This window comes from Nitrospirota bacterium (assembly GCA_035516965.1).
Taxonomy (GTDB): Bacteria; Nitrospirota; UBA9217; order UBA9217; family UBA9217; genus MHEA01.
The window spans coordinates 25,077-51,014 of record DATIZR010000042.1; the positions used below are offsets into that span (position 1 = coordinate 25,077).

Here is a 25,938-nt window from a genome sequence, read left to right on the forward strand (position 1 = left end):
ATTGGAAATTGGAAATTGTAAAGTGGAAGAACAAGCTAATAGACTTTCCGGGCGGTTATTGGATTATGGTGTGGCGATATTTAAACTCACGATGAAGCTTGACGCTTCATTGCCTGGTAAGCATATTGCCGGTCAGCTATTTCGATCCGGGACTTCCGCAGGCGCTAATTATGAAGAAGCTTGCGGCGCGGCGAGCAGGGCTGATTTCATCCATAAGCTCCAAATCGTCTTGAAAGAACTTCGCGAATCAAATTATTGGTTACGATTGATGCAGAGATCTGACTTAGTAAGTGATGGCAACGTTGACCCTCTCATCGAAGAAACAAAGCAATTGATAAATATCATTGCCAAATCTCTCATCACTTCAAAAAAAGGAAGATAGTCGTGTGTAGAATTTTAAATTTTCAATCGTCGATTTCCAATTTCCAATGGAGCGGAGCGACATGAAAGTCTGGATCGAAGCATTTTCCATAATTGACTTCATCTCCGTTGGCATTCTCCTGACCGCCGTGACATTGAACGCCTTCAAGAGCATCGAGTCCTACGTGAAGGCGTACACGATCAACTCCTGGCTTCTGTCGGGGCTGATCGCCGTGGTGGCTGTCCTCGTGGGTGAGACGCACCTCTACGTCGCCGCGCTGCTCACGCTCACGACGAAGGGCATCCTCATCCCGCTCTTCCTTCGGCGGATCGTGCGCCAGATGCGGGTGACCCACGAGGTGCAGCCCTACATCAGCAACTCGCTCTCGCTCGCCATCTCGGGCATCCTCGTGGCCGTGGTCTACGCGTCGCTCAAGGAAGGCATCTTCGTCACCGGTTTTTCGAGAAACGTGCTCCAGATATCCATCGCGGTTATCCTCATCAGCCTCTTCATCATGATAACGCGGAAGAAGGCGCTCACGCAGGCGATCGGGCTTTTATTCATGGAGAACGGGCTGTTCCTCGCCGGATTTTCGCTGACCTTCGGCATGCCGACGATCATCGAGCTCGGCGTGCTGTTCGACATGCTGATGGGCGTGATCATCCTGGGTGTCTTCGCGATCCAGATCAAACGGGCCTTTGCCTCGGCGGACCTGGACAAACTGACGGTGCTGAAAGGGTAGAGCGGCATCCGACAGGTGTCGAATTGGAAATTGTAGATTGAAGATTGGAAATTGGAAAATGTCGGCGCTTATCGTGCTATGAATCGAAGATTGAATGTTGAAGCTGGAATTCCGAGAATTTGAAATAGTTTTAATTTATCACATTTTAAAATCTTAAATTTCCAATCTTCAATTTCCCATGGAGTGAAACGACTATCGTGATAGCGATTCTTATAATACCCATTGTCACCGCGATCGTCTGCTATCTGCTGAAGCGTCCGCGACTGATCGGCTACGCGAGCCTCGCCGGCGCCGTCAGCCTCGCGCTCTATGCCTTGCCGACGATAACGGAATCGGTGTCCGCGCCGGTCGCGGCCATGGACGGCGCGTTCTCCCTGGACGCGCTCTCGGGCTACATCATGGCGCTCGTCATCTTCCTGAGCCTCGCCTCGGCGATCTACTCCATCAGCTATCTCGAACATGAGCTGGAAACGGGGCTCATAGAGCTCCGGGGGGTCCGGCGGTACTACGGCCTGCTGCACCTCTTCATCTTCACCATGCTCCTCGTGACCATGGCGAACAACCTCGCCATCATGTGGATCGGCATCGAGGCCACGACCATCGTATCAGCGCTCCTCATCGGGCTGGGATTCCACAAGAGGCCGCTGGCGGTCGAGGCCGCGTGGAAGTACATCATCCTCTGCACCGTGGGCATCACCTTCGCGCTCCTCGGCACGTTCATCACGTACTACGCCTCGACGGCGGTCATGGGCACCGAGGGAGCGCTCAACTGGACGGTGCTCAAACAGGTGGCCCCCCGGCTCAATCCCGAGACCATGAAGCTCGCGTTCATTTTTGTGCTCGTCGGTTACGGCACCAAGGCCGGCCTTGCGCCGGTGCACAACTGGCTGCCTGACGCGCACAGCCAGGCGCCGAGCCCCATCAGCGCACTGCTCTCGGGCATCCTGCTCAATACCGCTTTCTACGGCATCATGCGTTTCGTCTCGATCGTCCAACCGTCGACCGGCGAGGTCTTTACCGGCAACCTGCTGATCATCTTCGGCCTCATCTCCATGGGCATCTCGGCCATCTTCATCCTGGTCCAGGAGAACTACAAGCGTCTCCTGGCCTACAGCAGCATCGAGCACATGGGCATCATCTCGCTCGGCGTCGGCATCGGCGGACCCATAGGCATCTACGGCTCGCTCCTTCATATTCTGAACCACGCGCTGGCAAAGCCGCTCATGTTCTTCGCCTCGGGCAGGATCCAGTCGCGCTTCGGCTCCACGAACATTGCGAACGTGAGCGGCGTGCTCTCCTCCATGCCGCTTCTCGGCACGCTGACCTTCATCGGCGCCCTGTCGCTCTCGGGCACGCCGCCCTTTAATATTTTTGTGAGCGAGTTCACGGTGCTGAAGGCGGGCGTAGACAAGGGACTCTGGCCTGTGGTGGCCATCTTCCTGCTCTTTGTGGTCATCGTGTTCTACGGCGTGCTGTCCGGGTTCGGGAAAATGCTGTTCGGAAGGCCGGACACCGCGAACCGTTCGGCAGAGCGGCATCACCCTGCTGCGGGCTTGAACGCGGGAAACGTGCTGAGCACCGGCATCATGATCGTGATGGCGATATTGGTCATTGTCATGGGCTTCAACGTGCCGGCCTTTATCGACGCTACGATCAGGACCTGCGTTCAGGTCGTGGGAGTGAAGTAATGGATAGGGTCCTTAAGAAAGCGGTCACGGTCGTTGAGCATCTGAATGAGACCTATCTCGAGGTCAAACCGGATGATTTCAGGGACGTCTGCCGGTACCTGTCCGAAGAGCTGCATGGCCTGCTTCGGCTGATGTTCGCGACCGACGAGCGGGAGCGGGACGGCGTGTTCAGGGTCTATGCCGTGTTCTCCGTTCCCGGCGTTGACCGGTTCTTTATCATTGTCCGTTCCGTGAGCGGGGACGATCCCCGGTTCTCTTCGTTGACCCCTCATGTTCCCGCGGCTCACTGGTACGAACGCGAGATCTACGATATGCTCGGCCTCGCTCCCGAAGGGCATCCGGACCAGCGCAGGCTCGTTTTCCACGAAGCATTCCCGGCAAATTCACATCCGCTCAGGAAAGACTGGAAGATCGGGCCGTCGGACATCAGGGAATGGGGCGAGGGGATCATGGTGAAAGTCCCCCACCCTTTCATGGAAGTGGAAGGCGAGGGTATCGTCGAGATCCCCGTGGGCCCCGTGCATGCCGGCATCATCGAGCCGGGACACTTCCGGTTCAGCGCCGTGGGCGAGACCATCTTCTTCCTGGAACCTCGGCTGTTCTATACGCACAAGGGGACGGAGAAGCAGTTCGAGACGCTCGGATTTATTGAAGGCGTCAAGCTGGCGGAGCGCGTTTCCGGCACCTCATCTTTCTCCCACGGTGCGGCGTACTGCATGGCGGTGGAGCGGATGACCGGTACGGAGATCACGGAGAAGGCCTCGGCCGTGCGAACGCTCCTGCTCGAGCTCGAGCGGCTCTATAACCATATCGGCGATATCGGGAACATGTGCGCGGGGACGGCGCTCGCCGTGGGATACATGAAGGGCGCGGTCATCAAGGAACAGCTCATGCAGCTCAATGAGCGGCTCACCGGGAGCAGGTATCTTCGCAGCGCGAACATCATCGGCGGCGTCACGAAAGATGTGTTCGCCCGGGCCGACGATATCCTCAAGACGGTTGACGAAGCCACGAAGGATATTAAGGGGCTTATGCAGCTGCTGCTCGGCTCGGTCTCGCACCGGGAGCGGTTGGAGAACACCGGACGTCTCTCAAAGGACATCGCGTTGAAGTTGGGCGTGACCGGTGTTGCCGCGCGGGCGTCGGGCCTGAACGACGATATGAGGAAGTCCCATCCGCACCTCCTGTACGACAGGATGATCTTCGAAGCCCATACCCATGAAAAAGGGGACGTGTTCGCCCGCATGATGGTCAGGTCTGAAGAGGCCGAGTGCTCCATCTCTATGATCCAGGCGCTCATTGAAAGCGGTTACAAAGGCGATCTGGCCGTTCCCGTGAAACGGGCGCTTCCCTATGCGTCTGCACTGGGCTATGCCGAGACCCCGCGCGGTTCGCTGTTCTACTGGGTGATGGCGGACAGGAACGGCAGACCGCTCAGGGTGAAGCTCCGCTCGCCGTCGTACTGCAACTGGCCCGCCGTGCCCTTCGCCGTGCACGGGAACATCGTGCCCGACTTCCCGCTCTGCAACAAGAGCTTTAATCTGTCGTACTCCGGGACGGATATGTGACCAATCGCTCCGAGGATATGATGCAAAATCCACCACAGAGACGCAGAGACACGGAGAATACATATTATTATGAAGGGCTGACGGAGAAGATCATTGCCTGCGCTATTGAGGTACATCGCCATCTTGGGCCTGGCCTGCTCGAATCAATATATGAAGAGTGCTTTTGTAAAGAATTACAACTCCAGGGCATGGTCTTCGATAACCAGGTGACGCTTCCCGTTGAATATAAAGGACTCCAGCTTGATTGCAGTTATCGGATGGATGTTGTGGTAGATAGAAAAGTGGTGGTGGAAATCAAATGCGTTGAAAAAATACTTCCAGTTCACGAAGCGCAGTTGTTGACCTATTTAAAACTATCCGGTTTGAAAGTGGGGCTGATGGTAAACTTTAACTCTGCCTTGCTGAAAGACGGAATCAAAAGACTCGTACGATAACCTCTGTGTCTCTGAGACTCTGTGGTTGTCTTCCGTACGTGTTATGCTGACGGAGCAGTCATGTTTGAAGAAATACTAAAGAACGTGCTATCCAAGAAGAAGGTCATCCCGTTCCCGGAAGGCTTCACCATCGCTCCCGAGCAGGAGGCGAAGATTGTTGACTTTCAGGAAAAGATTGATAGAATCTTCCATAGGTCGCTCCGGATCAGGCAGATCGATGCGGGATCATGCAACGCCTGCGAATGGGAATGTACGGCGCTCACGAACCCCATCTACGACATCCAGCGCTTCGGCGTCGATTTCGTGGCTTCTCCCCGGCATGCCGACGTGCTGCTCGTGACCGGGCCGGTATCGCGCCAAATGGAGCTTGCGCTGAAGCGGACCTATATCGCGACCCCGGAACCGAAGCTCGTTGTGGCCTGCGGCGACTGCGCAAGGGACGGCGGTATCTATAAAGGAAGCTACGCTGTCACCAACGGCGTCGCGAACGTCATTCCCGTCGACGGCTATATCCCCGGATGTCCACCGACGCCTGCGGCGATCCTGCTGGGACTTTCACGGATCATAGGCGAACTCATCGATAAACGGGCATGAGGTCGTGTACGAAGAGTCGCAGAAAGAGCAAGGACCTGCGAGACCCGTGGCGGCCCTTTTCCCTGAACTGATCGGTTTCGGCTTCACCATGCAAGCATAGCCAGGAAGGTAGGGACGTGCTTCTTACACCTGTCAGTATCCTATTCGTGTCCTTTGCGGCGCTTCTGCTCCTTCTTGCGCTCATCCCCTTCCTGCGTCGGAACCAGCGTCTCCTCATAACCACCGGTTTTTCCCTTGCGGCCGTCGCCGCGTTCTTTGCCGCGATCGCCGGCGTTTGGACCGTGGCCGCCAACATCGTGGAGAAGGTCATCATACCCATCGGCCTGCCGGACCTTCCCTTTCACTTGAGGCTCGACCTGCTGTCCGGCTATTTTCTCGTCGTCGTCGGAGCGCTGGCCTTCTTCGTCTCCCTTTACTCCATCGGCTATGTCAAAGGCTTCCTGGGCCACCGGCCGGTGACCAGTCTCGTCGTCTTTTATGCCCTGTTCCTCGCGGGAATGTTTCTTGTGGTCCTCGCGGATGACGCCTTGTTCTTCCTGATCGCCTGGGAAATGATGGCCGCGGCATCGTATTTCCTCGTCCTCTTCGAGGATGAGAAGATCGAGAACAGGAGGGCCGCATTCCTCTATCTCGTCGTTGCCCACGTGGGCGCGATCGCGATCCTCCTGTCCTTCGGCATCCTGGCAGGCCTCGCCACCGGCTTCAAGGGATTTGAAGGCTATACCTTCGACAGCATGCGCGAGGCGGAACTTCCCGCCGGCTGGGCTTCCCTGGCATTCCTGCTCGCTTTTTTCGGTTTTTCGGCAAAGGCGGGCGTGATCCCGCTCCACGTGTGGCTGCCCGAGGCGCATCCCGTGGCGCCGTCGAACGTGTCGGCGTTGATGAGCGGCGTGATGCTCAAGACCGCCATCTACGGGATCATCCGGGTCGTCTTCGACCTCATCGGCGTGTTCCCCTGGTGGTGGGGCGCGGTCGTTCTGGTCTTCGGTCTCATCTCCGCGGTCATGGGCGTCCTCTATGCCCTGATGCAGCACGATCTGAAAAGGCTCCTGGCGTACCACTCGGTCGAGAACATCGGCATCATCCTCATCGGCGTCGGCCTTGCCATGATCTTTTATTCCTTCGACATGTCCCTGCTCGCCGCGCTCGCGCTGATAGCCGGCCTCTATCACACGTTGAACCATGCTATGTTCAAGGGACTGCTCTTCATGGGTGCCGGGGCCGTGCTCCATGCCTCCCATGAGCGGAACATGGAGGAGATGGGCGGTCTCATCCGCTTCATGCCCTGGACGGCCGTCCTCTTTCTGGTCGGCTGCATCTCCATCTCGGCGCTCCCGCCCTTCAACGGGTTCGTGTCGGAATGGCTGACCTACCAGGCGTTCCTGCTTTCCCCGTCGCTTCCCAGCCCGCTCCTGAACCTGCTCATCCCGCTGGGCGCCGCGCTGCTGGCGCTCACCAGCGCCCTCGCCGCCGCCTGTTTCGTGAAGGCCTTCGGCGTCACGTTTCTGGGGCAGCCGCGCGGGCATCATCACGGAGGCGTGCATGAGGTCCGCTGGTCCATGCGCATCGGCATGCTGCTGGCGGCGCTCACCTGCCTGGGCCTCGGCGTTCTGCCCACCGTCATGCTCAGGTGGATGGACCCCCTGGCCGAAGAACTGGTAGACGGGACCGTCGCCGCCTCGGCATCCGGTTTCGGCTGGATGTGGCTCACGCCCATCGCGGCGGAGCGGGCCTCCTATTCGGCGCCGATCGCGTTCCTGGGCATCCTGTCCGTGGTGGTCGTGACCTACCTGCTGCTCCATTCGCGCCGCAGCGCCATCCACCGGGCGCCGCTCTGGGACTGCGGGTTCGAGAAGGTGACGAACCGGATGCAATATACGGCCACGTCCTTTTCCATGCCGCTCAGGCGTATCTTCGGTTTTCTCTTCAGCATCAAGGAAAAAGTGAGCCAGCTCCCGCCCGCGACCCATCCCGCTTTCCCCGAGCGGCTGCAGTATCATCTCCGGGTCAGGGACCGCTTCTGGGGTTGGATGTACCAGCCGGTGGTCGACGCGAGCTTCTGGCTGTCGCGCAGGATCGGCAGGATGCAGCATGGCCGGATCCAGATCTATCTCATCTATTCGTTCGTGACGATCCTGGTGCTGCTTATATTTTCGTGATAAGGACTGTCCGTTGAACATCAATCCGTTCCTCATAGAGCTGGTTCAGATCGCCGTTCTCCTCGCACTTGCTCCGGCCTTTGCCGGCTGGGTAAAGATGGTGAAGTGCTGGTTCCAGGGCCGCACGTCGCCGAGCCTGTTCCAGCCCTACCGGGACATCATGAAGTTGTTCGCCAAGGACGTGACGCTGGCGGAGAACGCCTCGTGGATATTCCGATTCACGCCGTACCTCGTGTTCGGCGTTTCGGTCCTGGCCGGCGGGATCATCCCGATCCTTTCCGCGGACCTGCCGCTCTCCGCCACGGCCGATGTCATAGCCCTGGTGGCGCTCTTTGCCATAGCCCGGTTCTTTACGGCGCTGGCGGGCATGGACATCGGCACGGCCTTCGGCGGAATGGGGTCGAGCCGCGAGATGACCATTGCGTCGCTTGCCGAGCCTGCCATGCTGATGGCCGTGTTCGCCGTTTCCCTCGTGAGCAAATCCACGTCGCTCTCCCAGATAACCCATGTCATCTCCCAGGGACACGCGATGCTGAGGCCGTCGCTGGTTTTCGCGCTCCTGGCGTTCGTCCTGATCGCCCTGGCAGAAACGGGCAGAGTGCCGGTGGACAATCCCGCCACCCACCTGGAGCTGACCATGATCCATGAGGCGATGATCCTCGAGTATTCGGGGAGACACCTCGCGCTTATCGAGTGGGCGGGAATGATGAAGCTGTTCCTCTTCGTCGTCCTGGGGATTGCCTCGTTCTTTCCCTGGGGGATCGCGATGGACGACGATGCGACCGCACTTCTTGCAGCCTTGCCGGTGCTACTGCTCAAGCTCGCCGTCGTGGGGGTCGGCCTGGTCATGATCGAGACCGGCCTGGCGAAGATGCGGATCTTCCGGATTACCGAGTTCCTGGGGAGCGCCTTCCTGTTCGCAACGCTCGGCATGTTGTCGTACTTCATGCTGGAGTAGATAGGTAAAATACCGAAAGGGGACTCGAACCCGGGATTTTCCCCGGGCGATCATGCTTTGTTCATGCACTGAAAGAGGAATGATATGAATGTACAGCTTGCCTCACAGCTCAACAGCCTCCTGGCGGCACTGATCCTGCTGACGACGTTCGGCCTTCTGGTGCAGAAGAGGATGAACGCCCTCTTGCATCTCTTCGCGCTGCAGGGCTTCCTGCTCGCCGTGAGCACCGCCATGGTTGGTTTCGTCGGCGGGGCCCATGATCTGTATATTTCATCCATCCTGACCCTGGCGACGAAGGTCGTGGTCCTGCCCTATATCCTTCATGTGCTTATCCAGAAATTAAGGATCCACAAAGAAGTGGAAACGGTCGTGAAGATCCCCACGACCATGCTGATGGGGATCGTGCTGGTGATATTCTCCTATCACCTGACCGCGCCCATCCGGGAGCTTTCAACGCTCGTGACCAAATCGACGCTCGCCGTAGCCCTCGCCACCGTCATGCTCGGCTTCTTGATGATGATCACCCGCAAGCACGCGGTCACGCAGATCATCGGGTTCCTCGCCATGGAGAACGGGCTGCTGTTCGCCGCCACGAGCGCGACCTACGGCATGCCCCTCGTCGTGGAGCTCGGCGTGGCCCTGGACCTGTTGATCGCCGCGTTCATCTTCGGGATGTTCTTCTTCCATATCAGCACGGCCTTCGACAGCCTTGATGTCGACCAGATGGCGAGGCTGAAGGAAGAGGATTGACGCTGCCGTAAAGGTAAAATGCAAATTGAATCTTTTACTTCTGACTTTAAACGTTGAACTTGATATGAGGTCCTGATGGCCCTTCTGATTCTCCTCTGCGTTCCGCTCTTCGCTGCCATGGCGCTGGGCTTCATCGGCGACCGGAAGATCGCGGCCGAAATGAACATCGTCGGCTCCGGGGCCACCTTTGTCGCGAGCGTCGGGCTGGCGTTCCAGGTCTATGAGCAGGGACCGATGCTGGCCTGGGACAACTTCTTCTTTGTCGATGCCTTCAGCGTCTACCTCACGGTCCTCACCGCCTTCGTCTCCATGACCACGGCGATCTTCAGCAGGCGCTACATGCGCCGCGAACGCGAACACGGCACGCTCGGGCCACGGAGGATGCGCTTCTACCACGCCATGTTCCAGCTCTTCATCTTTGCCATGCTGCTCTGCCTCCTGACGAACAATGTCGGCATCCTCTGGATCGCCATGGAACTGGCGACGCTGTCCACGGTCCTGCTCGTGTCCCTCTACCGCACCCCGGCCGCGATCGAGGCGGCATGGAAATACTTCATCCTCTGCGGCGTCGGCATCGCGCTCGCGCTGTTCGGGACGGTGCTGCTGTACTTTGCCGCTGAAAAGGTGCTGGGCGCCGGCGGCGCGGCGCTTCACTGGACGAATCTCGCCCAGGTGAGCGACAAACTGGAACCGACCATCCTGTCCCTGGCCTTTGTGTTCCTCATGGTCGGGTACGGCACCAAGGTCGGTCTCGTGCCGGTCCACAACTGGCTTCCCGATGCGCACAGCGAAGGCCCGACCCCGATCTCGGCCGTTCTCTCCGGCCTTCTGCTCAATATCGCGCTCTACGCGCTCGTCCGCTGCAAGGTCCTTGTAGACGGGTCCACGGGCACGCACCATTCGGGCAGCATCATGATGGGCTTCGGCATCCTGTCGATCATCGTGGCCTCCTTTTCCCTCCTGCGGCAGAAGGACATCAAAAGGCTGTTCGCGTACTCGTCCATCGAGCACATGGGCATCGCCACGTTCGCCTTCGGTCTCGGCGGCCCGGTGGCGACCTTCGGCGCACTCCTGCACATGCTGGTCCACAGCCTGACCAAATCATCCATATTCTTCACCGTGGGCCATGCCTCCCAGATGCACAGGACGCAGGACATGGAGAAGATCAAGGGACTGATCAGGGGCAATCCCCTGGTCGGGTGGGGCATGGCGCTCGGCGTCATGGCGATCGTCGGGATGCCTCCCTTTGGCGTGTTCACCAGCGAATTCCTGATCCTCACGGCCACGATCAAGGACGCGCCGCTCATGGCGCCGTTCCTTCTGCTGGGGCTCGGGGTCTCCTTTGCAGCGCTCTTCAGGAGAGTGCAGCCCATGGTGGCGGGAAGCATACCGGGCTACCAGCACCGAATCAAGGCGGCGCATATTCCCGTTCTGCTGCACATGGCGGTGGTTCTTTGTCTCGGGCTGTATATGCCGAAATTCCTTGCCGGGTGGTTCCATACGGCGGTTGGACTCTTGAAGTGAAAACCTTTTTCGACACGGAGACACGGTGAGATAGTATAGTGTCTTGACACTGATTTGCACTGATGACCTATGACCTTACTGTGGAAATCATAGGCTATCACAGTGTCAAGGAATCACGTTTCGAAGTGAGTTTGACATGGGCAGGCTGAAAGAAACCATACAAAAAGCACTCGGCGAAGAGGCAAAGCTGCTTGAAGACCAGCAGCCCTCCTCCGTTGCCGCCTTTCTCGTGCCGAGGAACCGGTTCGCGGAAGCGGCAAAGGCGCTCAAGAAGGAATACGCGCTGCTCGCGGCAGAGTGGGCGACTGACGAGACCCCGTTCGGGAGGGGGTTCGGGGTATTCGCCTGCTTTCGCAAGGAGTCGGAATATCTCCTGGTGAAGACCTTCGCGCCGGTTGATGACCCAACCTTTCCGAGCCTCACGAAAAAATTTGTCCCAGCCTACCGGTTCGAACGACAGATGAAAAGCCTCATGGGGGTAACGCCAATCGGTCATCCTGACATGAGGCCCTGGATCAAGCACGAGGACTGGCCGGAGGACGCCTGGCCGCTCAGGAAGTCCTTCGACGCGTCACAGCGCCTGCCGAGGGTCTACGGAGAGTACCGCTGGGTCCGGGCGGAGGGCGAGGGGGTCTATGAAATTCCCGTGGGCCCGGTACATGCCGGCATTATCGAGCCCGGGCATTTCCGGTTCCAGGCCATGGGCGAGGATATCCTCAACCTCGAGGAAAAGCTCGGCTATGTGCATAAGGGGATCGAAAAAAGGTTCGAGTCCCTCTCCTGGCGCGATGCGTCGCGCCTTGCCGGCAGGGTTTCGGGCGACACTACCGTTGCGCACGCTCTGGCGTACTGCCGGGCGGTGGAGGCCCTGACCGGGAGTACTCCTCCGGACCGCGCGCTGTGGCTCCGGGCGCTGTTCCTCGAGCGGGAGCGCATAGCGAACCACCTCGGTGATCTGGGCGCCATCTGCAACGACGTCGCCTTCGCAATCCTCTGGTACCATTTCATGCGGATCAAGGAAGCGATCCTGCGCACGAACCTCAAGCTCTTTGGCCATCGCTTTATGATGGACAGGATCGTTCCCGGCGGCGTGTCCGTTGATGTCGGGGAGGACGGCGTTCAGGCCATTCTCTCCGAAATGGATTGGCTCGCACCGGAGTTCGAGCGCCTCGTCCGGATCTACGATGAAAATTCTTCCGTCGAGGACCGGGTGAGGGACACCGGCGTTCTCTCATCGGAAAAGGCGCGGGACCTCGGCATGGTGGGCTTCGTGGCAAGGGCAAGCGGGTTGAACCTCGACTGCCGCATCCACAATCCCTTTCCTCCCTACGACCGCATCAGCGTGGCAGTCTCCGTGCTTGTCTCCGGCGATGTGCATGCCCGGGCATGGGCCCGCGTGGAAGAGGTCCGTGACTCGATCCGGATCATCCGCGAGATCCTGAAGTCCATGCCCGCCGGAGCCACGGAGGTCCCATCCGGTACGCCGCTTCCGGACCGGGCAGGGTTCTCGGCTGTCGAGGGCTGGCGGGGGGAGATCCTGTACTGGGTCCAGTCAGGGCCGAAGGGGGAGATCAACCGCTGCATGGTCAGGGACCCGTCGAGCGTAAACTGGCTGGGTCTGGAGCAGTGCATCCACGGGAACATCGTGCCCGACTTCCCGCTGTGCAACAAGAGCTTCAACCAGTCGTACTCGGGGAACGACCTGTAAAACGATTATGGTAACCACGGGCGCTTCGCGCACACAGATGAACACAGGTCAAGACTAAACGGTTCTATCCGTGTTCATCCGTGGTTACCGTTGTGTTCGGTTTGGAGTCTTATGATCCGCATTCTCAAACAGATATTCCGCACCGGCGTCGTCACCGAGCCGCTCCCAGCCGTCATTGATCCGGAGATCGAGAAGATCGGCGTGCAACTGGAGGAAGCCGTCCGGAGGCGCTTCAAGCGAAGCCTCACGATCCGCCAGGTGGATCCCGGCTCCTGCAACGGCTGCGAGCTCGAGATCCATGCCATCAACAACCCCATTTACAACTGCGAGCGCTTCGGCATCCACTTCACCGCTTCGCCCCGGTTCGCCGACCTGCTGCTCGTCACGGGTCCGGTCTCGCATAACATGGAAATAGCGCTCACGCGGACCTACAACGCGACGCCGACTCCGAAGATCGTCATCGCCGTGGGAGACTGCGGGTGCACGGGCGGCGTGTTCGGAGAGAGCTATGCGTCGCTGGGCCCGGTCAACAAGGTCATCCCCGTGGACGCATGCATTCCCGGGTGCCCGCCGACGCCGACGGCTCTGCTGCAGGGCATCCTGAAAGCGCTCGAGGGCAGGGGAGCGCCAGGGGTCATGAAAGACGCCGCGGGAAGCACCGACAGCCGGGAGGGGAGCAAATAATCGGACACTGAGACCGGCGAATTTGTTATAATAAAAGGCGATTAGTTGTTATGAATCAAATTCATCTCATAACGGCAAAAAAATTTCCTGCAGAGTCGCAGGGCTCGCAGAGGAAGGATCAATATCTTGGGTTAGAATCAAGACTTGAAGGTTTTGATTTAACGCTGCGTTCTCCGCATGCTCTGCGAGAGACGCCTTTTGTTTCCGGCCTGTCCGGGTTATGACATAATCTGAAGAGGGGGTTGAGAATGAAGAAAATATCTGCTCTTGGACTTGCTGTTCTGTTCTGCCTGTGCATGCCTTTCGTCGCTGCTGCAGAAAAGGTAGGGGGGGGTGATCTGACCTTCAAACCGAAGGGAGCGGCGCCGGTCGTCTTCAGTCATGAATACCATGTCAACGCCAAAGGGCTGAAATGCACGGGCTGCCATTACCAGGTGTTCCAGATGACCCAGGGGTCCTACAAGATGGACATGAGCAAACTGACCAAGGGCGACTTCTGCGGGAAATGCCACAACGGCCAGAAGTCCTTCGACGTGAAGGATACGAAGAACTGCACGAAATGTCATAAATGAGCTCGAAATTCCTTTGACCCTGCACGGGAGCGGCGACCATGAACTGCATGAGGATCGCGCGTATCGCATCCATATCATTTGCCCCGCTTCTGTGCCTTCTCCTCGCCTTCGGGTGCTATCCTGCAACGAAGGTTCCTCTCGATACGCTCCGCTACGACGCGCCGGACGGCGACCACCGGCTTCTCTTTGTTTTTCTTCCCGGAAACGGCGACGCTATTACGACCTTCGAAAAGCACGGCCTCGTCCAGGCGGTGCGCACGAAAAAGATCGAGGCTGACATGATCGCTGTTTATGCCCACCTCGGATACTATGCAAAGGGCACGATATTCACCCGGCTCAAGGAGGACGTTATCGATCCGGCCAAGGCCAGGGGCTACAAGAGCATCTGGCTGATCGGGAACTCTCTCGGCGGCTACGGCTCGATATCCTATGCGCTGCGGCATCCCGATGACATCGCTGGCATCGTGCTTCTGGGACCGTTCCTCGGCGACAAGAAACTGATCCAGGAGATCAGGGACGCCGGCGGATTGCAGAAATGGGAGCCCGGCGATACCTCGGATAAGACGGCGGCAGGCTGGGAAAGGCAGATATGGCAGTGGTTGAAGGCCGGGGACCGTCAGAACAGCTTCCAGGCCTGGATTGGGAAGTGCGATGACGGCAACCGGGGCTGCGCTTCGCGGGTCTACCTCGGCTATGGGAAGCGGGACCGGTTCTCCGCAGGGCAGGAACTGATGGCGGAATACCTGCCTCCCGGGGACGTGTTTGCCATTAAGGGCGGCCACGACTGGGGCACCTGGGAAAAGCTGTGGGGCCTGATCCTCGACCGGATGACCGCGACGGGTTCCGTGGTCCCCGCGGAAATTTCTCAGTGATGACGGAACGGCTGCTTCCGGCTCATCCTTGACGTGAACAGCTTTTTTCAGTACACTTCTCTCCTATGACCGCATCCCGCATCAGAGGAATGCTCGCGGCTTTGTGGGGCGTTGGCGGCGTTGCCCTGCTTCTCGGCAGCGCTGTTTACCGGCTCACGCCCCTTGCCGTCGAGGCCTTGACGTCCCGGATGGAACTGCGCCACTGGCTGTTCCTCATCCTGGTCCTTGCCTTCATGGCCTATGCCGAGGGATACCGCGCCTTCCAGCAGGCATTCTCTCCCCGCGTAGCGGCGCGGGCCCGGTACCTCATCACCCGCCCGACGCTGCTGCATTCGGTCCTCGCCCCGCTGTTCTGCATGGCCTACTTCCACGCACCGAAGAGGCGGCGGATCACCTCTCTCTCGGTCACAGCGGGCATCATCGTACTGATCATCCTCGTCCGGCTGCTGCCCCAGCCATGGCGGGGGATCGTGGATGCCGGCGTCGTGGTCGGCCTTGCCTGGGGCCTGGTCTCGCTGGTCCTGTTCAGCATTCAGGCATTCGCGTCAGATACTTTTGACCACTCGCCCGAAGTGCCGGAGCAGCATCCCTGAGCGCGGCGATGCTTCCTTGATGACGTTCCCGGCGCCCCGGTCCTTTCCGCTTCTCGACAGCGGGAAGACCGAGATCAAGGAAAAGCTCGATACCCTCGAGGACGTCTATACCATGGCCACGGAAAACTTCGGCGTTTCCTACCGCGCGACCCTGGAGTTCGTCATCCTCGGCGGCTGGTTCGTGCTGCTGCTCATGTATGTAGCTGAATTCCTGCTGACGAAAAAATAATGCATCCCTGCCCCCCTTGACTTTCCTTTTGCTATACTGATTTCATCGGCAGTATAGGCTATTTCCGTCCTGGTCCGGACTTTACTCCTTGTACGACTAAAATTATACAATCTACGGTTTGCGAGAAATCGCAGCTGAGGGGGATAGTACGTCGATTCAGACAGGCACCCGGAACATTCAGATCAAGATGGGCAAATACACCGAAGGCTGCATTATATTGCAATCTGAGCATGCCAGGGAGGGATAAACATGCAGGTAACACGAAGACAGTTTTTCAAGATTTCTGCAGCTGGACTGGGGGCTTCCAGTGTTGCGGCGCTCGGTTTTGCGCCGGATAATGCGCTGGCAGAAGTGCGGGAGTTCAAGCTCTCCCGCAGCACCGAGACCCGCAATACCTGTCCTTACTGTTCGGTGAGCTGCGGCTTGATCATGCACAGCATGGGGGACAAGGCAAAAAACGCCGAGCTGTCCATCTTCCACATCGAAGGCGACCCCGACCATCCGGTGAACCGCGGCACCCTCTGCCCGAAGGGCGCGGGGCTGGTGGATTTCGTCCACAGTCCGAACAGGCTCAAGTACCCGGAATACCGCGCCCCCGGGACGAATGAATGGAAACGCATTTCCTGGGACGAGGCGTTTACCAAGATCGCACGGCTGATGAAAGACGACCGGGACAAGAACTTCATTGCAAAGAACGCAGACGGCGCCGTGGTCAACCGCTGGCTGACCACGGGATTCCTTGCAGCCTCCGCTTCCAGCAACGAAACCGGTTACATCACTCACAAGGCGGTCCGCAGCACCGGCATCCTTGCATTCGACAATCAGGCGCGAGTTTGACACGGCCCCACGGTGGCCAGTTTGGCCCCTACGTTCGGCCGCGGCGCGATGACCAACCACTGGGTTGACATCAAGAACGCCAATGTCGTCATCGTCATGGGTGGAAACGCTGCCGAAGCCCACCCCTGCGGATTCAAATGGGTGACCGAGGCTAAAGCGCATAATCACGCCACGCTCATCGTGATCGATCCCCGCTTCACCCGTTCGGCCTCGGTGGCGGACCTCTATGCCCCGCTTCGCACCGGCACGGACATCGCTTTCCTTGGAGGGCTGGTCAACTATCTGCTCTCTGCCGACAAGATCCAGCACGAATACGTCAAGGCCTACACGGACGCAAGTTTCATCGTGCGCGAGGACTTCAATTTCGATGACGGCCTGTTCTCCGGATACGACTCTGCCAAACGCTTGTACGAAAAAACCAGCTGGATGTACGAAATGGGGAAGGACGGCTTTGCCAAGGTAGACCCCACCCTGAAACATCCCCGATGCGTGTTCCAAATGCTGAAGAAGCACTATGCCCGGTACACGCCGGAAGCGGTGAGCAATATCTGCGGTACGCCCAAAGACACGTTCCTCAAGGTCTGCGAGATCGTCGCCACCACGTCTGTGCCGGACAGGACGCTCACCATCATGTACGCCCTGGGCTGGACCCAGCACTCCGTCGGTTCGCAGATGATCCGCACCGCAGCCATGATGCAGCTCCTCCTGGGCAACATAGGCATGGCAGGCGGCGGCATGAACGCCTTGCGCGGCCACTCCAATATCCAGGGCCTCACCGACCTGGGCCTTTTGTCCAACCTTCTGCCCGGTTACCTCACCCTGCCGGGGGACAAGGAGACGGATTACCAGGCATACATCAACAAGCGGGCGCTCAAGCCCCTGCGGCCCGGCCAGCTGTCCTATTGGCAGAACTACACCAAGTTCCATGTCAGCCTGATGAAGGCCTGGTTCGGCGATGCCGCAACGAAAAAGAACAACTGGTGCTTCGACTGGCTGCCCAAGCTGGACAAGGTATACGACGTGCTCCAGACGTTCGAGCTAATGAACCAGGGCAAGCTGAACGGCTACTTCTGCCAAGGCTTTAACCCGCTCGCCGCCTTCCCCAACAAAGCGAAAATCGGCGGGGCCCTGGCCAAGCTCAAATATCTGGTCGTGATCGACCCCCTGGCCACGGAAACCTCATGCTTCTGGGAAAACCACGGCGACCACAACGACGTGGACCCCGCGAAGATCCAGACCGAGGTCTTCCGTCTTCCCTCCACCTGCTTCGCCGAGGAGAACGGGTCGCTCACCAACAGCGGCCGATGGCTGCAATGGCACTACAAGGGCGCCAACCCGCCCGAAGAAGCCAGGCCCGACGCCGACATCGTTGCCGGCATCTTTCTGAAGCTGCGCGAGCTGTACAAAAAGGAGGGCGGCGCGTTCCCTGACCCGATCCTGAACCTTACCTGGAACCATAAGATCCCGCTTGAGCCGGCCCCTGAGGAACTGGCGATGGAGTATAGCGGCAAGGCGCTGGAGGACGTGACCGACCCCAAGGACAAGACCAAGGTCCTGGTGAAGAAAGGCCAGCAGCTGGACGGGTTCGGCCAGCTGAAGGACGACGGCACCACGAGCTGCGGGTGCTGGCTATTCTCCGGCTCCTGGACCGAGAAGGGCAACCTGATGGCTCGGCGGGATAATTCCGATCCCTCCGGCCTGGGCAACACGCTCAACTGGGCGTTCTCCTGGCCTGCCAACCGGCGCATCCTGTACAACCGCGCTTCCAACGATCCGTCGGGAAAACCGTGGGACCCGAAGCGCAAGTTGATCGGCTGGAACGGCGCCGCATGGACCGGCGTGGATGTTCCTGACTTCAAGCCGGACGTGCCGCCGGGCGATCCTATGAACCCCTTCATCATGAACCCCGAAGGAGTGGCGCGGCTGTTCGCCGTGGACAAGATGGCGGAAGGCCCGTTCCCCGAGCACTACGAGCCCTTCGAGACGCCTATAGACACCAATCCGCTTCACCCCAAAGTTGTCAGCAACCCGGCTGCGCGGGTGTTCAAGAACGATTTTGATGCTTTCGGCAAGAGCAAGGATTTCCCTTATGCCGGCACCACGTACCGCCTGACCGAGCACTTCCACTTCTGGACCAAGCACACAAAGCTTTCATCCATCGTGCAGCCCGAGCAGTTCGTGGAGATCGGCGAGGAACTGGCCAAAGAAAAAGGCATCAAGGCCGGCGACTGGGTCAAGGTGTGGTCCAACCGCGGCTTCATCAAGGCGAAGGCGTTGGTGACCAAACGCATCATACCGCTCCAGGTGAACGGCAAGACCGTGCATCACGTGGGCATCCCGATCCACTGGGGCTTTAAAGGCGTCGCCAAGAACGGCTACATCGCCAACACCCTGACCCCGTACGTGGGCGATGCCAACGTGCAGACGCCGGAGTTCAAATCCTTCCTCGTCAACATCGAAAAGGCATAGGAGGTGGAGTATGGCACTTCAATCGCTTGATATCATCCGTCGTTCCGCCACAACCACCCCTTCGCCTGGCCAGCGCCAAACCCAGGAAGTGGTGAAGCTGATCGACGTCTCGAAATGCATCGGCTGCAAGGCCTGCCAGGTGGCGTGCATGGAGTGGAACGACACCCGCGACGCCATTGGAACGAACCACGGCGTATATGACAACCCGGCGGACCTCACGGAGAACTCCTGGACCGTGATGCGCTACAGCGAAGTGAAAACCGAGCGCGGCCTGGAGTGGCTGATCCGCAAGGACGGCTGCATGCACTGCGCCGATCCGGGCTGCCTCAAGGCCTGCCCTGCGCCGGGCGCCATCGTGCAGTACAGCAACGGCATCGTGGATTTCCACGAGGAGAACTGCATCGGCTGCGGCTACTGCATCACCGGCTGCCCGTTCAACATCCCCCGCCTGTCGAAAAAGGACAGCAAGGTCTACAAGTGCACTCTTTGCTCCGACCGGGTGGCGGTGGGGCTGGAGCCGGCCTGCGTCAAGACCTGTCCCACGGGTGCGATCGTGTTCGGTACCAAGGATGACATGCTCCATCACGCCGAGGAACGGATCACTGACCTCAAAAGCCGGGGGTTTGACAAGGCGGGGATCTACAACCCGCAAGGGGTCGGAGGCACCCATGTCATGTATGTGCTCCAGCACGCCGACAGGCCGGAGATCTATAACAGTCTTCCCAGGAACCCCTCTATCAGTGCGATGGTCTCCCTGTGGAAAGATGGCGCCAAGCCGCTGGCCACACTGGCACTCGGCCTGGGTGTGCTCGGTGCTGCTCTTCATTATGTAACCAAGGGTCCCAATGAGGTCTCGGACGAGATCGAGAAGGAGTTCAAAGATGAAAAATGACCCGAAAAAAATACTCAGATATACGCAATCAGAGCGTGCGAACCATTGGATCACGGCAATAACCTTTATTCTTCTGGCGTTGTCCGGGCTCTCGTTTTTTCATCCCGCCTTCTTTCCCTTGAGTCAGCTGTTCGGAGGCGGCGTCTGGACGCGCATCCTGCATCCTTTCATCGGGGTGTTGATGGTAATTTCTTTCGGCATCGAGTACGCCAATTACCGCAAGCTGAATGTCATGAATCCGGCTGACTGGGAATGGCTGAACCATGTCCGCGATCTGGTGGGCGGCGATGACCGGAACATGCCGGAAGCGGGCAAGTTCAACGGCGGCCAGAAACTCCTGTTTTGGGCGTTGTCCATCTGCATGGCCTTGCTCATCCTGACGGGCATCGTCATGTGGCGCGCGTATTTCTCGTTCCTGTTCCCGATCAGCCTGATCCGCTTCGCTTCAGTCTTGCACGCGGCGGCAGGGGCGATCATGATCGGCCTGATCATCTTCCACATCTATGCCGCCATCTGGATGAAGGAGAGTATCGCTGCCATGTTGTACGGCTACGTCAGGCGGCCCTGGGCGAAGCAGCATCATCCTGCATGGTACCGGGAGATGACCGGGGGAGGAAAATGAACACTGAGACGCGCATCCTTGAGCCGGGCCAGTTGGAAACGCCCCCGGCAGAGATCCGGTTCCTCTTTCTTCCGAAGCGCGATGTATTTAAGCGTCGCGCCGAGCGCCTTCGGTTGCTGTCAGGAAATCACACACTTGGGGATTATCTGAACTTTCTGGCAATGCTCGCGGATGCACAGCAGGTTGCCCTGGATAAACTTCCCGCGCCGTCTTTGCCAGATTCCGGAGAACAGATGCGGTGCCGCGAGCACGGCATACCGCCTTTGAATGCCGCATCCCGGCGACGGGACCCGGCCTGGCGACAGGGGCTCACCGTGGTCCTTAAACAGATGCACGGGGCTGCTCTTCCGTCAGCTGCTCGAGATAGCGTGAACAGCCTGATGCAGATGAGTGAAGCGGTATTGGAAGGAATGGCGGATAACATCCTGACCGGAAAACTGTCTGATATTTCTCCTCAGGAGCTTCCGTTCGTAGCCGCCGGCCTGCAGGTCTCCTGGGTCGCCATGGCGTCCTCGTTGAAAGAGGACGCCGTCGGCAGGCTGGAACACGGCGGCTTGTGTCCGGTGTGCGGTTCACACCCGGGCGTTGGCATCGTGCGCATCAACGGTCAGGAGCAGGGATTGCGTTACCTGTCCTGCTCACTTTGCTCCTCACAGTGGCACATGGTGCGGCTCAAGTGCAGCATCTGCGAGTCCACCGAGGGAATCGACTACCACACTCTGGAAGGCTCGAAGGTCGCAGTCAAGACCGAGAGTTGTGACAAATGCAATTATTATCTGAAACTGTTGTACCTGGAAAAAGACCCTCATATGGAAGCGACGGCGGACGACCTGGCCACCCTGGCACTGGACATGCTGATGGACAAAGAGGGAAAGGCGCGCGGAGGTCCAAACCTTTATTTTCACCCCGGGAAGCCGCACTGACAGTGATGTTAATATTGGAGGAAAGTATGGCCCTGTCGAATTTTGAAACCCTTCTGCAGGAATCGGTAAAGATGCATGGACATCTTTGCCCGGGGCAGGTACTCGGCGTGCGCATGTCCATGCTTGGACTCCGGGAGATCGGCATTCTCGACCCAAAAGGGACCGACAGAAAGAAGCTTATCGTATTCGTGGAGATGGACAGGTGCGCGACCGATGCAGTCCAGTCGGTCACCGGTTGCAGTCTCGGCCACAGGACCATGAAATTCATGGACTACGGCAAGATGGCGGCGACATACATGAATCTCAAAACAGGCAAGTCAATCAGGATTGCTGCCAGGGAGGAATCGCGGGAGAAAGCGAAGGAATACTTCTCCGGCGTTGAGACCAAATACGCGGGACAACTCGAGGCGTACAAGGTCATGGCCGACGCAGAACTTTTCGACATGATGGAGGTTGCTGTTGACGTGCGTCCCGAGGACATGCCGGGCAGGCCCATGCGAAGAGTGCAGTGTGACTCCTGCGGCGAACAGGTTCAGGATATGAGAGAAGTCTGCAAGGATGGAAGGGTCCTGTGTGCTCCCTGTGCGCTGGGCGGCTATTATGCTGTGAAAGATAATTTTTTGGCGGTGCGCTATGCAAAAAAGTCATAACGGTATGGATATCAGGTCAAAGATATGGATCGAGGTAGACGGCGAACCCGTGTTCGGACGGGGACGCCGCTTCCTGCTCGAAGCGATCGACGCTCACGGGTCGATCAACCGCGCTGCGAAGGAAGTCGATATATCCTTCCGCAAGGCGTGGGGCCACATCAAGGCCATGGAAGAACGCCTGGGGGTGAAGCTTGTCGAGCGGCAAACAGGAGGCAGGAATGGCGGTGGCGCAACGTTGACAGACGACGCACGAAAGTTCCTCGAGAAGTACGAAGCGCTTGAAAAAGGCATACAAGAGATCGTTGATACGAGATTCAGGTCAATATTCGGGGGAGGCGCCCATGTGTGACGATGCGCATGAAACCAATGGTTCGGCGATGAAAGCTATTCCGGTGACACAGGCAGTCGGCACGGTACTCGCGCACGATATAACCGAGATCAGGCCGGGTGAATTCAAGGGCCGCGCCTTCAAAAAAGGCCACCTTATTCGCGAAGAAGATGTCTGTCATCTCCAGCGACTCGGCAAGGAGCATCTCTACGTGCTTCAGGTCGCCAGGGACGAGATGCACGAGAATGATGCGGCATATGCGCTCGCCGCTGCGCTCAGGGGAGAAGGGGTCGCGATAAAAGGCGAGCCCAGGGAGGGCAAGATCAGTCTCGTTGCCGAGCGCGACGGCCTCCTCGCGATAGATCGTGACGCGCTGCTTGCATTCAACATGCTGGGCGAGGTCATGGCTGCAACGCTTCATACAAACACGCTTGTTAAAAAAGGCCAGACCGTCGCGGGGACGAGGGCCATTCCTCTTGTTGTCAAGAAAGCTGTCGTGGATACGGCGGTCACTATCGGGGAAAGGGCCGGAAAGATCATCCGGGTACGGGAAATCAGAAAGCCGAAGGCCGGCGTCGTGATAACGGGGAATGAAGTATACAACGGCAAAATCAAAGACGCCTTCGCGCCGGTCATTACGAAGAAGATGGGGGATATCGGCGGGGAAATTGTCGGCGTCTATTATGCGCCGGATGATAAGGCGTTCATCGTGGACAGGCTGCGGGAGCTGCTGAAAGCCGGGGCCGACCTGCTGATCACGACGGGAGGCATGTCCGTGGACCCTGATGACGTCACGCGGTTCGCGATCCGGGAACTGGGCGCAACGGACATCACCTATGGTTCGGCGGTCCTTCCCGGTGCAATGTTCCTTATCGCATATCTTGGAGCTGTTCCCATCATCGGCATCCCGGCCTGCGGCATGTACGCAAAGACCACGATATTCGATCTTATCCTTCCCCGTGTGCTTGCCGGAGACCGGATAGGACGCAACGAGGTGGCGGCCCTTGGACACGGCGGACTCTGCATGAAATGCGACGTCTGCAGGTACCCTGCATGTCCCTTCGGGAAGTTGGGATAGCCTCTGCTTAGGCTACACTATGAGCGTACAACGTGTACCGTTTTATTGCTGCAGTGTCTAACAGAGGTAAAAATCAAGATGTAAATGATAAAGTGTCCAAGACATAGAAAATCTGTTGGATCTCCACGTATGGTTCATCTGCATGCTTCAGTTTACCGCAAAGCCGCAATGAGCGCGAAGACGGTCCCGGACCTCGGGGGGCTTCGGCTCACCATTGAACCGGGAAAGGCCAACAGAGTTACCATCCTGGCGCCCAAGGCCGGCACCTACGAATTTCATTGTGATCTCTTCTGCGGAGACGGCCACGAGGGAATGATGGGAACGATCATCGCGGAAGATTGAGGCTGTACCGATTCTCCAGTGCTCCCGGAACGCAATCACGCAGGATTGTCCATTTGAAAAATCCTGCGTGAGTTTCCATGCCGAACGGAATTGCTGATAGCACGGATCCCCTTGTCAAGCGTTTGCGCCAGCTGTCCGGGAAGCGCCGGACCTGAAGGATGCCGTACATTCGAAAAAGCAATAGACGCACCCTCTCATCTTCTCTTGTCATTTCTCATTCCTGCCACAAGCGCGACTAATTCCTAACCTGCGCCAATATCATCCACTCCTGGGCGATTACGCCGGTTTTGGAACGTCCGTAACGCCTCTTCGCGCGCGAAGCGCGTCAAAGGTGGACCGCCTTGTCCGTCATAGCTGTGTGCAGTTGTATCATAGCGGGAAAGTCGTGGGTTGCAGGGCTGCACTTTACGGGATCGGTTGCAGGCAAATATCGGGGCCTGCTCACTGCGTTTGCCGGATATGCTGATGAAGTATCCAGCACTCCCTTGCCGATCAATGAAAGAACGGCACCCGGAAGATCAGGAAATACCCGTTCAGCATGAAGGCCGTTCCGAGCGACGCGCTTGCGATCGCAAAATAGTAGAGCGGACCTGACAGGGAAAGGATCGCTATGGACGCCATGACGATGGATATCTGGAGCAGGACCTCGGCATAGTCGAAGTAGGGGTCTTTGGTGCGGTTGCGGTCGCGATGGCCTTCCAGTTCCTTTGCCTCCTCTTCTATCTTTTTTTTCTCCTCCTGGTATCTCGCCTGTTCGGACCGCATTTCATTCATCAGCGCTTCATACCGCTTCCTGGCCTCAGGCTTCATGGAGGGTCCCCGCTCAATGAGCTCGGCCTCCATGAGAAGGCTGTTCGTCCTGTAGATGAGCTCCCGGATGTTCTTGGATTGGTAGAAAGCCCACTGGTCCGAGGCCTGCTGCTGAGAAAGCAGCATCTCCTTCATCGCGTTGTTCCCGCCCAGGGACGTGATGGCGAGGAGTACGGCGAAGACCGCCGTGGTGAGGGCAACCCGCCGCGTGAAGGCCTTGTCCCTGAGCTCCTTAAGTTCATCGGGCTTCGGAAGTTCGATCTCTGCCATTGTTCTTCCTCCTCATCCGCCCGGTGCCCTGTCCGGCCAGGAATCAGCCGGGCTCGAACAGATTACTTTCAACCGCACACTCTTAAAAGGGGTTGCCGGTGACACTACCGTATCAGATGCAAGCCGCAAAATCAAGCAGGGAGAATACTGTGCAGAATATAAGCATTTGCTTAAAACGCGGGACGACGTTATTTCTCCACAAGTCGTGTACAGGGCCAGCGGGCATGAAAGGCGACCATGAAATCATGAACTTATGGTGATGCTGACTGCCTTTGAGGGAATGGCACAGCCATTGCTATATCTCTATGCAAGCTCGTTGATCCAAGTGAGAAGAGAAGGCTCCGGAGGCTTTCTGGCGGCAAACTATCCTGGGTGGAAGATCAAATAAGGAGGGGGAAATCATGAAAACAGCATCAAAGAAAGGCATTCTGTATTTCTGCCTGGCGCTTCTCGGCGTGGCGGCAGCAGCAGTAGCAGCACCGGCATTCGCCGAGGACGCGAAGTCGGCAGGCCTGAACCCGGATGACCTCAAGAAGGCACTCGGCCTGAGCATTTATCTGCAGGGCGGATATACCTACAACGGCAATGCAAGCGACAGCGGTCCCTTCGATGATACGGCGAAGGGCGAACAGAACGACCTCAGGATTTTCGATCACAAGGCGAACAGCTTCATGCTGGACCTGGCGCAGATCGTTTTCGCGAAGGACCCGGCGGTAGGCAACATCGGCTACAAGGTGAAGTTCTCCGCCGGAGAGACGGCAAAGCTCATCCATGCGGCGGGAATGGGCTCAGCGGGAGAATCCTTTGACGTGACCGAGGCATATGTGAGCTATGTCGCGCCGGTGGGCAAGGGGCTGCGGCTGGACTTCGGGAAGATGGCGACCTTCTTCGGCGCCGAAGTGATCGAAGCGATCGACAACCCGAACTACTCGCGCTCGTTCCTGTTCAACTACGCCATTCCCTTCACGCACACGGGTCTTAAGGCGGGCTACGCTTTCACCGATTCGCTGAATGCCGCGGTCTACGTTGTCAACGGCTGGGACAACGCCACTGACAACAACCGCGGAAAGAGCTACGGCGTGAGCGTTGGCTATGCCCCGGCAGAGATGTTCTCGCTGCTCGTGAACGGAATGACGGGGCCGGAGCAGGATGCGAACGGTCCGGGAGCGCCTACCGTCGGCTCCAGCAGCAGCAACAAGCGAAGTCTGCTCGATCTGGTGGCAACGGTGAAACCCATGAAGAAGCTCTCCCTCATCCTGAACACGGACAACGGCAGGGAGC

The 25,938-nt window shown here is 58.3% G+C and carries 26 protein-coding genes; 25 read left to right on the top strand and 1 reads right to left on the bottom strand.

All coding sequences use genetic code 11. The annotated features are described in order from the left end of the window. Positions 1-22 precede the first annotated feature (22 nt). The 24 genes from VL197_05805 (at position 23) to VL197_05920 (ending at position 23,577) form a co-directional block, all read left to right on the top strand. Complete coding sequence (locus VL197_05805; GenBank protein ID HUJ17489.1) at positions 23-382, top strand: four helix bundle protein; 360 nt, start codon at positions 23-25, stop codon at positions 380-382. 61 nt (positions 383-443) lie between these two features. Beyond that, positions 444-1,103 carry a hydrogenase gene (locus VL197_05810; protein HUJ17490.1) on the top strand — a complete coding sequence of 220 codons (660 nt, stop codon included), beginning with the start codon at positions 444-446 and terminating at the stop codon, positions 1,101-1,103. A 197-nt stretch (positions 1,104-1,300) separates the two neighbouring features. Next, positions 1,301-2,791, top strand: coding sequence for a hydrogenase 4 subunit F (locus VL197_05815; protein ID HUJ17491.1), 1,491 nt, complete (start codon positions 1,301-1,303; stop codon positions 2,789-2,791). Then, positions 2,791-4,359 carry an NADH-quinone oxidoreductase subunit C gene (locus VL197_05820; protein HUJ17492.1) on the top strand — a complete coding sequence of 523 codons (1,569 nt, stop codon included), beginning with the start codon at positions 2,791-2,793 and terminating at the stop codon, positions 4,357-4,359. Before VL197_05815 ends, VL197_05820 begins: the two co-directional genes overlap by 1 nt. Beyond that, the gene (locus VL197_05825; protein ID HUJ17493.1) at positions 4,356-4,793 is read left to right on the top strand and encodes a GxxExxY protein; all 438 of its coding nucleotides are present in this window, start codon (positions 4,356-4,358) and stop codon (positions 4,791-4,793) included. The genes VL197_05820 and VL197_05825 overlap by 4 nt, the downstream gene beginning before the upstream one ends. A 60-nt stretch (positions 4,794-4,853) precedes the next feature. Next, positions 4,854-5,387 carry an NADH-quinone oxidoreductase subunit B family protein gene (locus VL197_05830; protein HUJ17494.1) on the top strand — a complete coding sequence of 178 codons (534 nt, stop codon included), beginning with the start codon at positions 4,854-4,856 and terminating at the stop codon, positions 5,385-5,387. 116 nt (positions 5,388-5,503) lie between these two features. Then, positions 5,504-7,546, top strand: a complete 2,043-nt coding sequence (gene hyfB / locus VL197_05835; protein HUJ17495.1) for a hydrogenase 4 subunit B — start codon at positions 5,504-5,506, stop codon at positions 7,544-7,546. 13 nt (positions 7,547-7,559) lie between these two features. Then, positions 7,560-8,504, top strand: coding sequence for an NADH-quinone oxidoreductase subunit H (locus VL197_05840; protein ID HUJ17496.1), 945 nt, complete (start codon positions 7,560-7,562; stop codon positions 8,502-8,504). 84 nt (positions 8,505-8,588) lie between these two features. Beyond that, a complete protein-coding gene (locus VL197_05845) occupies positions 8,589-9,254 on the top strand; it encodes a formate hydrogenlyase (GenBank protein ID HUJ17497.1) in 666 nt (221 codons plus the stop codon). Positions 9,255-9,329: 75 nt separating this feature from the next. After that, complete coding sequence (locus VL197_05850) at positions 9,330-10,778, top strand: hydrogenase 4 subunit F (GenBank protein ID HUJ17498.1); 1,449 nt, start codon at positions 9,330-9,332, stop codon at positions 10,776-10,778. A 136-nt stretch (positions 10,779-10,914) separates the two neighbouring features. Next, positions 10,915-12,486 carry an NADH-quinone oxidoreductase subunit C gene (locus VL197_05855; protein HUJ17499.1) on the top strand — a complete coding sequence of 524 codons (1,572 nt, stop codon included), beginning with the start codon at positions 10,915-10,917 and terminating at the stop codon, positions 12,484-12,486. Between the two features lie 111 nt (positions 12,487-12,597). Beyond that, positions 12,598-13,170 (top strand): NADH-quinone oxidoreductase subunit B family protein, encoded by a 573-nt coding sequence (locus tag VL197_05860; GenBank protein HUJ17500.1) that lies wholly within the window; start codon positions 12,598-12,600, stop codon positions 13,168-13,170. A gap of 248 nt (positions 13,171-13,418) precedes the next feature. After that, on the top strand, positions 13,419-13,742 hold the full coding sequence (locus tag VL197_05865) for a c(7)-type cytochrome triheme domain-containing protein (GenBank protein HUJ17501.1): 324 nt from the start codon (positions 13,419-13,421) through the stop codon (positions 13,740-13,742). Between the two features lie 38 nt (positions 13,743-13,780). Continuing rightward, complete coding sequence (locus VL197_05870) at positions 13,781-14,614, top strand: alpha/beta fold hydrolase (protein ID HUJ17502.1); 834 nt, start codon at positions 13,781-13,783, stop codon at positions 14,612-14,614. A gap of 65 nt (positions 14,615-14,679) precedes the next feature. Continuing rightward, positions 14,680-15,207 carry a hypothetical protein gene (locus VL197_05875; protein ID HUJ17503.1) on the top strand — a complete coding sequence of 176 codons (528 nt, stop codon included), beginning with the start codon at positions 14,680-14,682 and terminating at the stop codon, positions 15,205-15,207. 16 nt (positions 15,208-15,223) lie between these two features. Then, positions 15,224-15,436, top strand: coding sequence for a hypothetical protein (locus VL197_05880; GenBank protein HUJ17504.1), 213 nt, complete (start codon positions 15,224-15,226; stop codon positions 15,434-15,436). A gap of 249 nt (positions 15,437-15,685) precedes the next feature. Continuing rightward, positions 15,686-18,742: a formate dehydrogenase-N subunit alpha gene (gene fdnG, locus VL197_05885; protein ID HUJ17505.1), complete on the top strand. Its 3,057-nt coding sequence runs from the start codon at positions 15,686-15,688 to the stop codon at positions 18,740-18,742. A gap of 10 nt (positions 18,743-18,752) precedes the next feature. Then, entirely contained in the window at positions 18,753-19,634 is an 882-nt protein-coding gene (gene fdxH / locus VL197_05890) for a formate dehydrogenase subunit beta (GenBank protein HUJ17506.1), read from the top strand. Continuing rightward, a complete protein-coding gene (locus VL197_05895) occupies positions 19,624-20,256 on the top strand; it encodes a formate dehydrogenase subunit gamma (protein HUJ17507.1) in 633 nt (210 codons plus the stop codon). The genes fdxH and VL197_05895 overlap by 11 nt, the downstream gene beginning before the upstream one ends. Continuing rightward, a complete protein-coding gene (gene fdhE / locus VL197_05900) occupies positions 20,253-21,179 on the top strand; it encodes a formate dehydrogenase accessory protein FdhE (protein HUJ17508.1) in 927 nt (308 codons plus the stop codon). Before VL197_05895 ends, fdhE begins: the two co-directional genes overlap by 4 nt. 26 nt (positions 21,180-21,205) lie before the next feature. After that, positions 21,206-21,829, top strand: a complete 624-nt coding sequence (locus tag VL197_05905; GenBank protein HUJ17509.1) for an FmdE family protein — start codon at positions 21,206-21,208, stop codon at positions 21,827-21,829. A gap of 4 nt (positions 21,830-21,833) precedes the next feature. Continuing rightward, positions 21,834-22,178, top strand: coding sequence for a winged helix-turn-helix domain-containing protein (locus tag VL197_05910; protein ID HUJ17510.1), 345 nt, complete (start codon positions 21,834-21,836; stop codon positions 22,176-22,178). Continuing rightward, positions 22,171-23,235, top strand: coding sequence for a molybdopterin-binding protein (locus tag VL197_05915; protein HUJ17511.1), 1,065 nt, complete (start codon positions 22,171-22,173; stop codon positions 23,233-23,235). Before VL197_05910 ends, VL197_05915 begins: the two co-directional genes overlap by 8 nt. A 168-nt stretch (positions 23,236-23,403) precedes the next feature. After that, positions 23,404-23,577 carry a hypothetical protein gene (locus VL197_05920; GenBank protein HUJ17512.1) on the top strand — a complete coding sequence of 58 codons (174 nt, stop codon included), beginning with the start codon at positions 23,404-23,406 and terminating at the stop codon, positions 23,575-23,577. Between the two features lie 492 nt (positions 23,578-24,069). Here the strand turns inward: VL197_05920 and VL197_05925 are convergent, their stop codons facing one another. Next, positions 24,070-24,657, bottom strand: a complete 588-nt coding sequence (locus VL197_05925; protein HUJ17513.1) for a DUF4337 domain-containing protein — start codon at positions 24,655-24,657, stop codon at positions 24,070-24,072. A gap of 401 nt (positions 24,658-25,058) precedes the next feature. Between VL197_05925 and VL197_05930 the strand changes: the two genes are divergently transcribed. Beyond that, positions 25,059-25,938, top strand: an 880-nt coding sequence (locus tag VL197_05930; protein ID HUJ17514.1) for an outer membrane beta-barrel protein, incomplete at its 3' end; no start/stop codon positions are given.

Coding starts and splice junctions, on each gene's coding strand:
- VL197_05810 (HUJ17490.1), top strand. CDS start 444: ATGAAAGTCTGGATCGAAGCATTTTCCATAATTGACTTCATCTCCGTT.
- VL197_05820 (HUJ17492.1), top strand. CDS start 2,791: ATGGATAGGGTCCTTAAGAAAGCGGTCACGGTCGTTGAGCATCTGAAT.
- VL197_05830 (HUJ17494.1), top strand. CDS start 4,854: ATGTTTGAAGAAATACTAAAGAACGTGCTATCCAAGAAGAAGGTCATC.
- VL197_05845 (HUJ17497.1), top strand. CDS start 8,589: ATGAATGTACAGCTTGCCTCACAGCTCAACAGCCTCCTGGCGGCACTG.
- VL197_05850 (HUJ17498.1), top strand. CDS start 9,330: ATGGCCCTTCTGATTCTCCTCTGCGTTCCGCTCTTCGCTGCCATGGCG.
- VL197_05855 (HUJ17499.1), top strand. CDS start 10,915: ATGGGCAGGCTGAAAGAAACCATACAAAAAGCACTCGGCGAAGAGGCA.
- VL197_05860 (HUJ17500.1), top strand. CDS start 12,598: ATGATCCGCATTCTCAAACAGATATTCCGCACCGGCGTCGTCACCGAG.
- VL197_05865 (HUJ17501.1), top strand. CDS start 13,419: ATGAAGAAAATATCTGCTCTTGGACTTGCTGTTCTGTTCTGCCTGTGC.
- VL197_05870 (HUJ17502.1), top strand. CDS start 13,781: ATGAACTGCATGAGGATCGCGCGTATCGCATCCATATCATTTGCCCCG.
- VL197_05875 (HUJ17503.1), top strand. CDS start 14,680: ATGACCGCATCCCGCATCAGAGGAATGCTCGCGGCTTTGTGGGGCGTT.
- fdxH (HUJ17506.1), top strand. CDS start 18,753: ATGGCACTTCAATCGCTTGATATCATCCGTCGTTCCGCCACAACCACC.
- VL197_05895 (HUJ17507.1), top strand. CDS start 19,624: ATGAAAAATGACCCGAAAAAAATACTCAGATATACGCAATCAGAGCGT.
- fdhE (HUJ17508.1), top strand. CDS start 20,253: ATGAACACTGAGACGCGCATCCTTGAGCCGGGCCAGTTGGAAACGCCC.
- VL197_05905 (HUJ17509.1), top strand. CDS start 21,206: ATGGCCCTGTCGAATTTTGAAACCCTTCTGCAGGAATCGGTAAAGATG.
- VL197_05910 (HUJ17510.1), top strand. CDS start 21,834: ATGGATATCAGGTCAAAGATATGGATCGAGGTAGACGGCGAACCCGTG.
- VL197_05915 (HUJ17511.1), top strand. CDS start 22,171: ATGTGTGACGATGCGCATGAAACCAATGGTTCGGCGATGAAAGCTATT.
- VL197_05920 (HUJ17512.1), top strand. CDS start 23,404: ATGAGCGCGAAGACGGTCCCGGACCTCGGGGGGCTTCGGCTCACCATT.
- VL197_05925 (HUJ17513.1), bottom strand. CDS start 24,657: ATGGCAGAGATCGAACTTCCGAAGCCCGATGAACTTAAGGAGCTCAGG.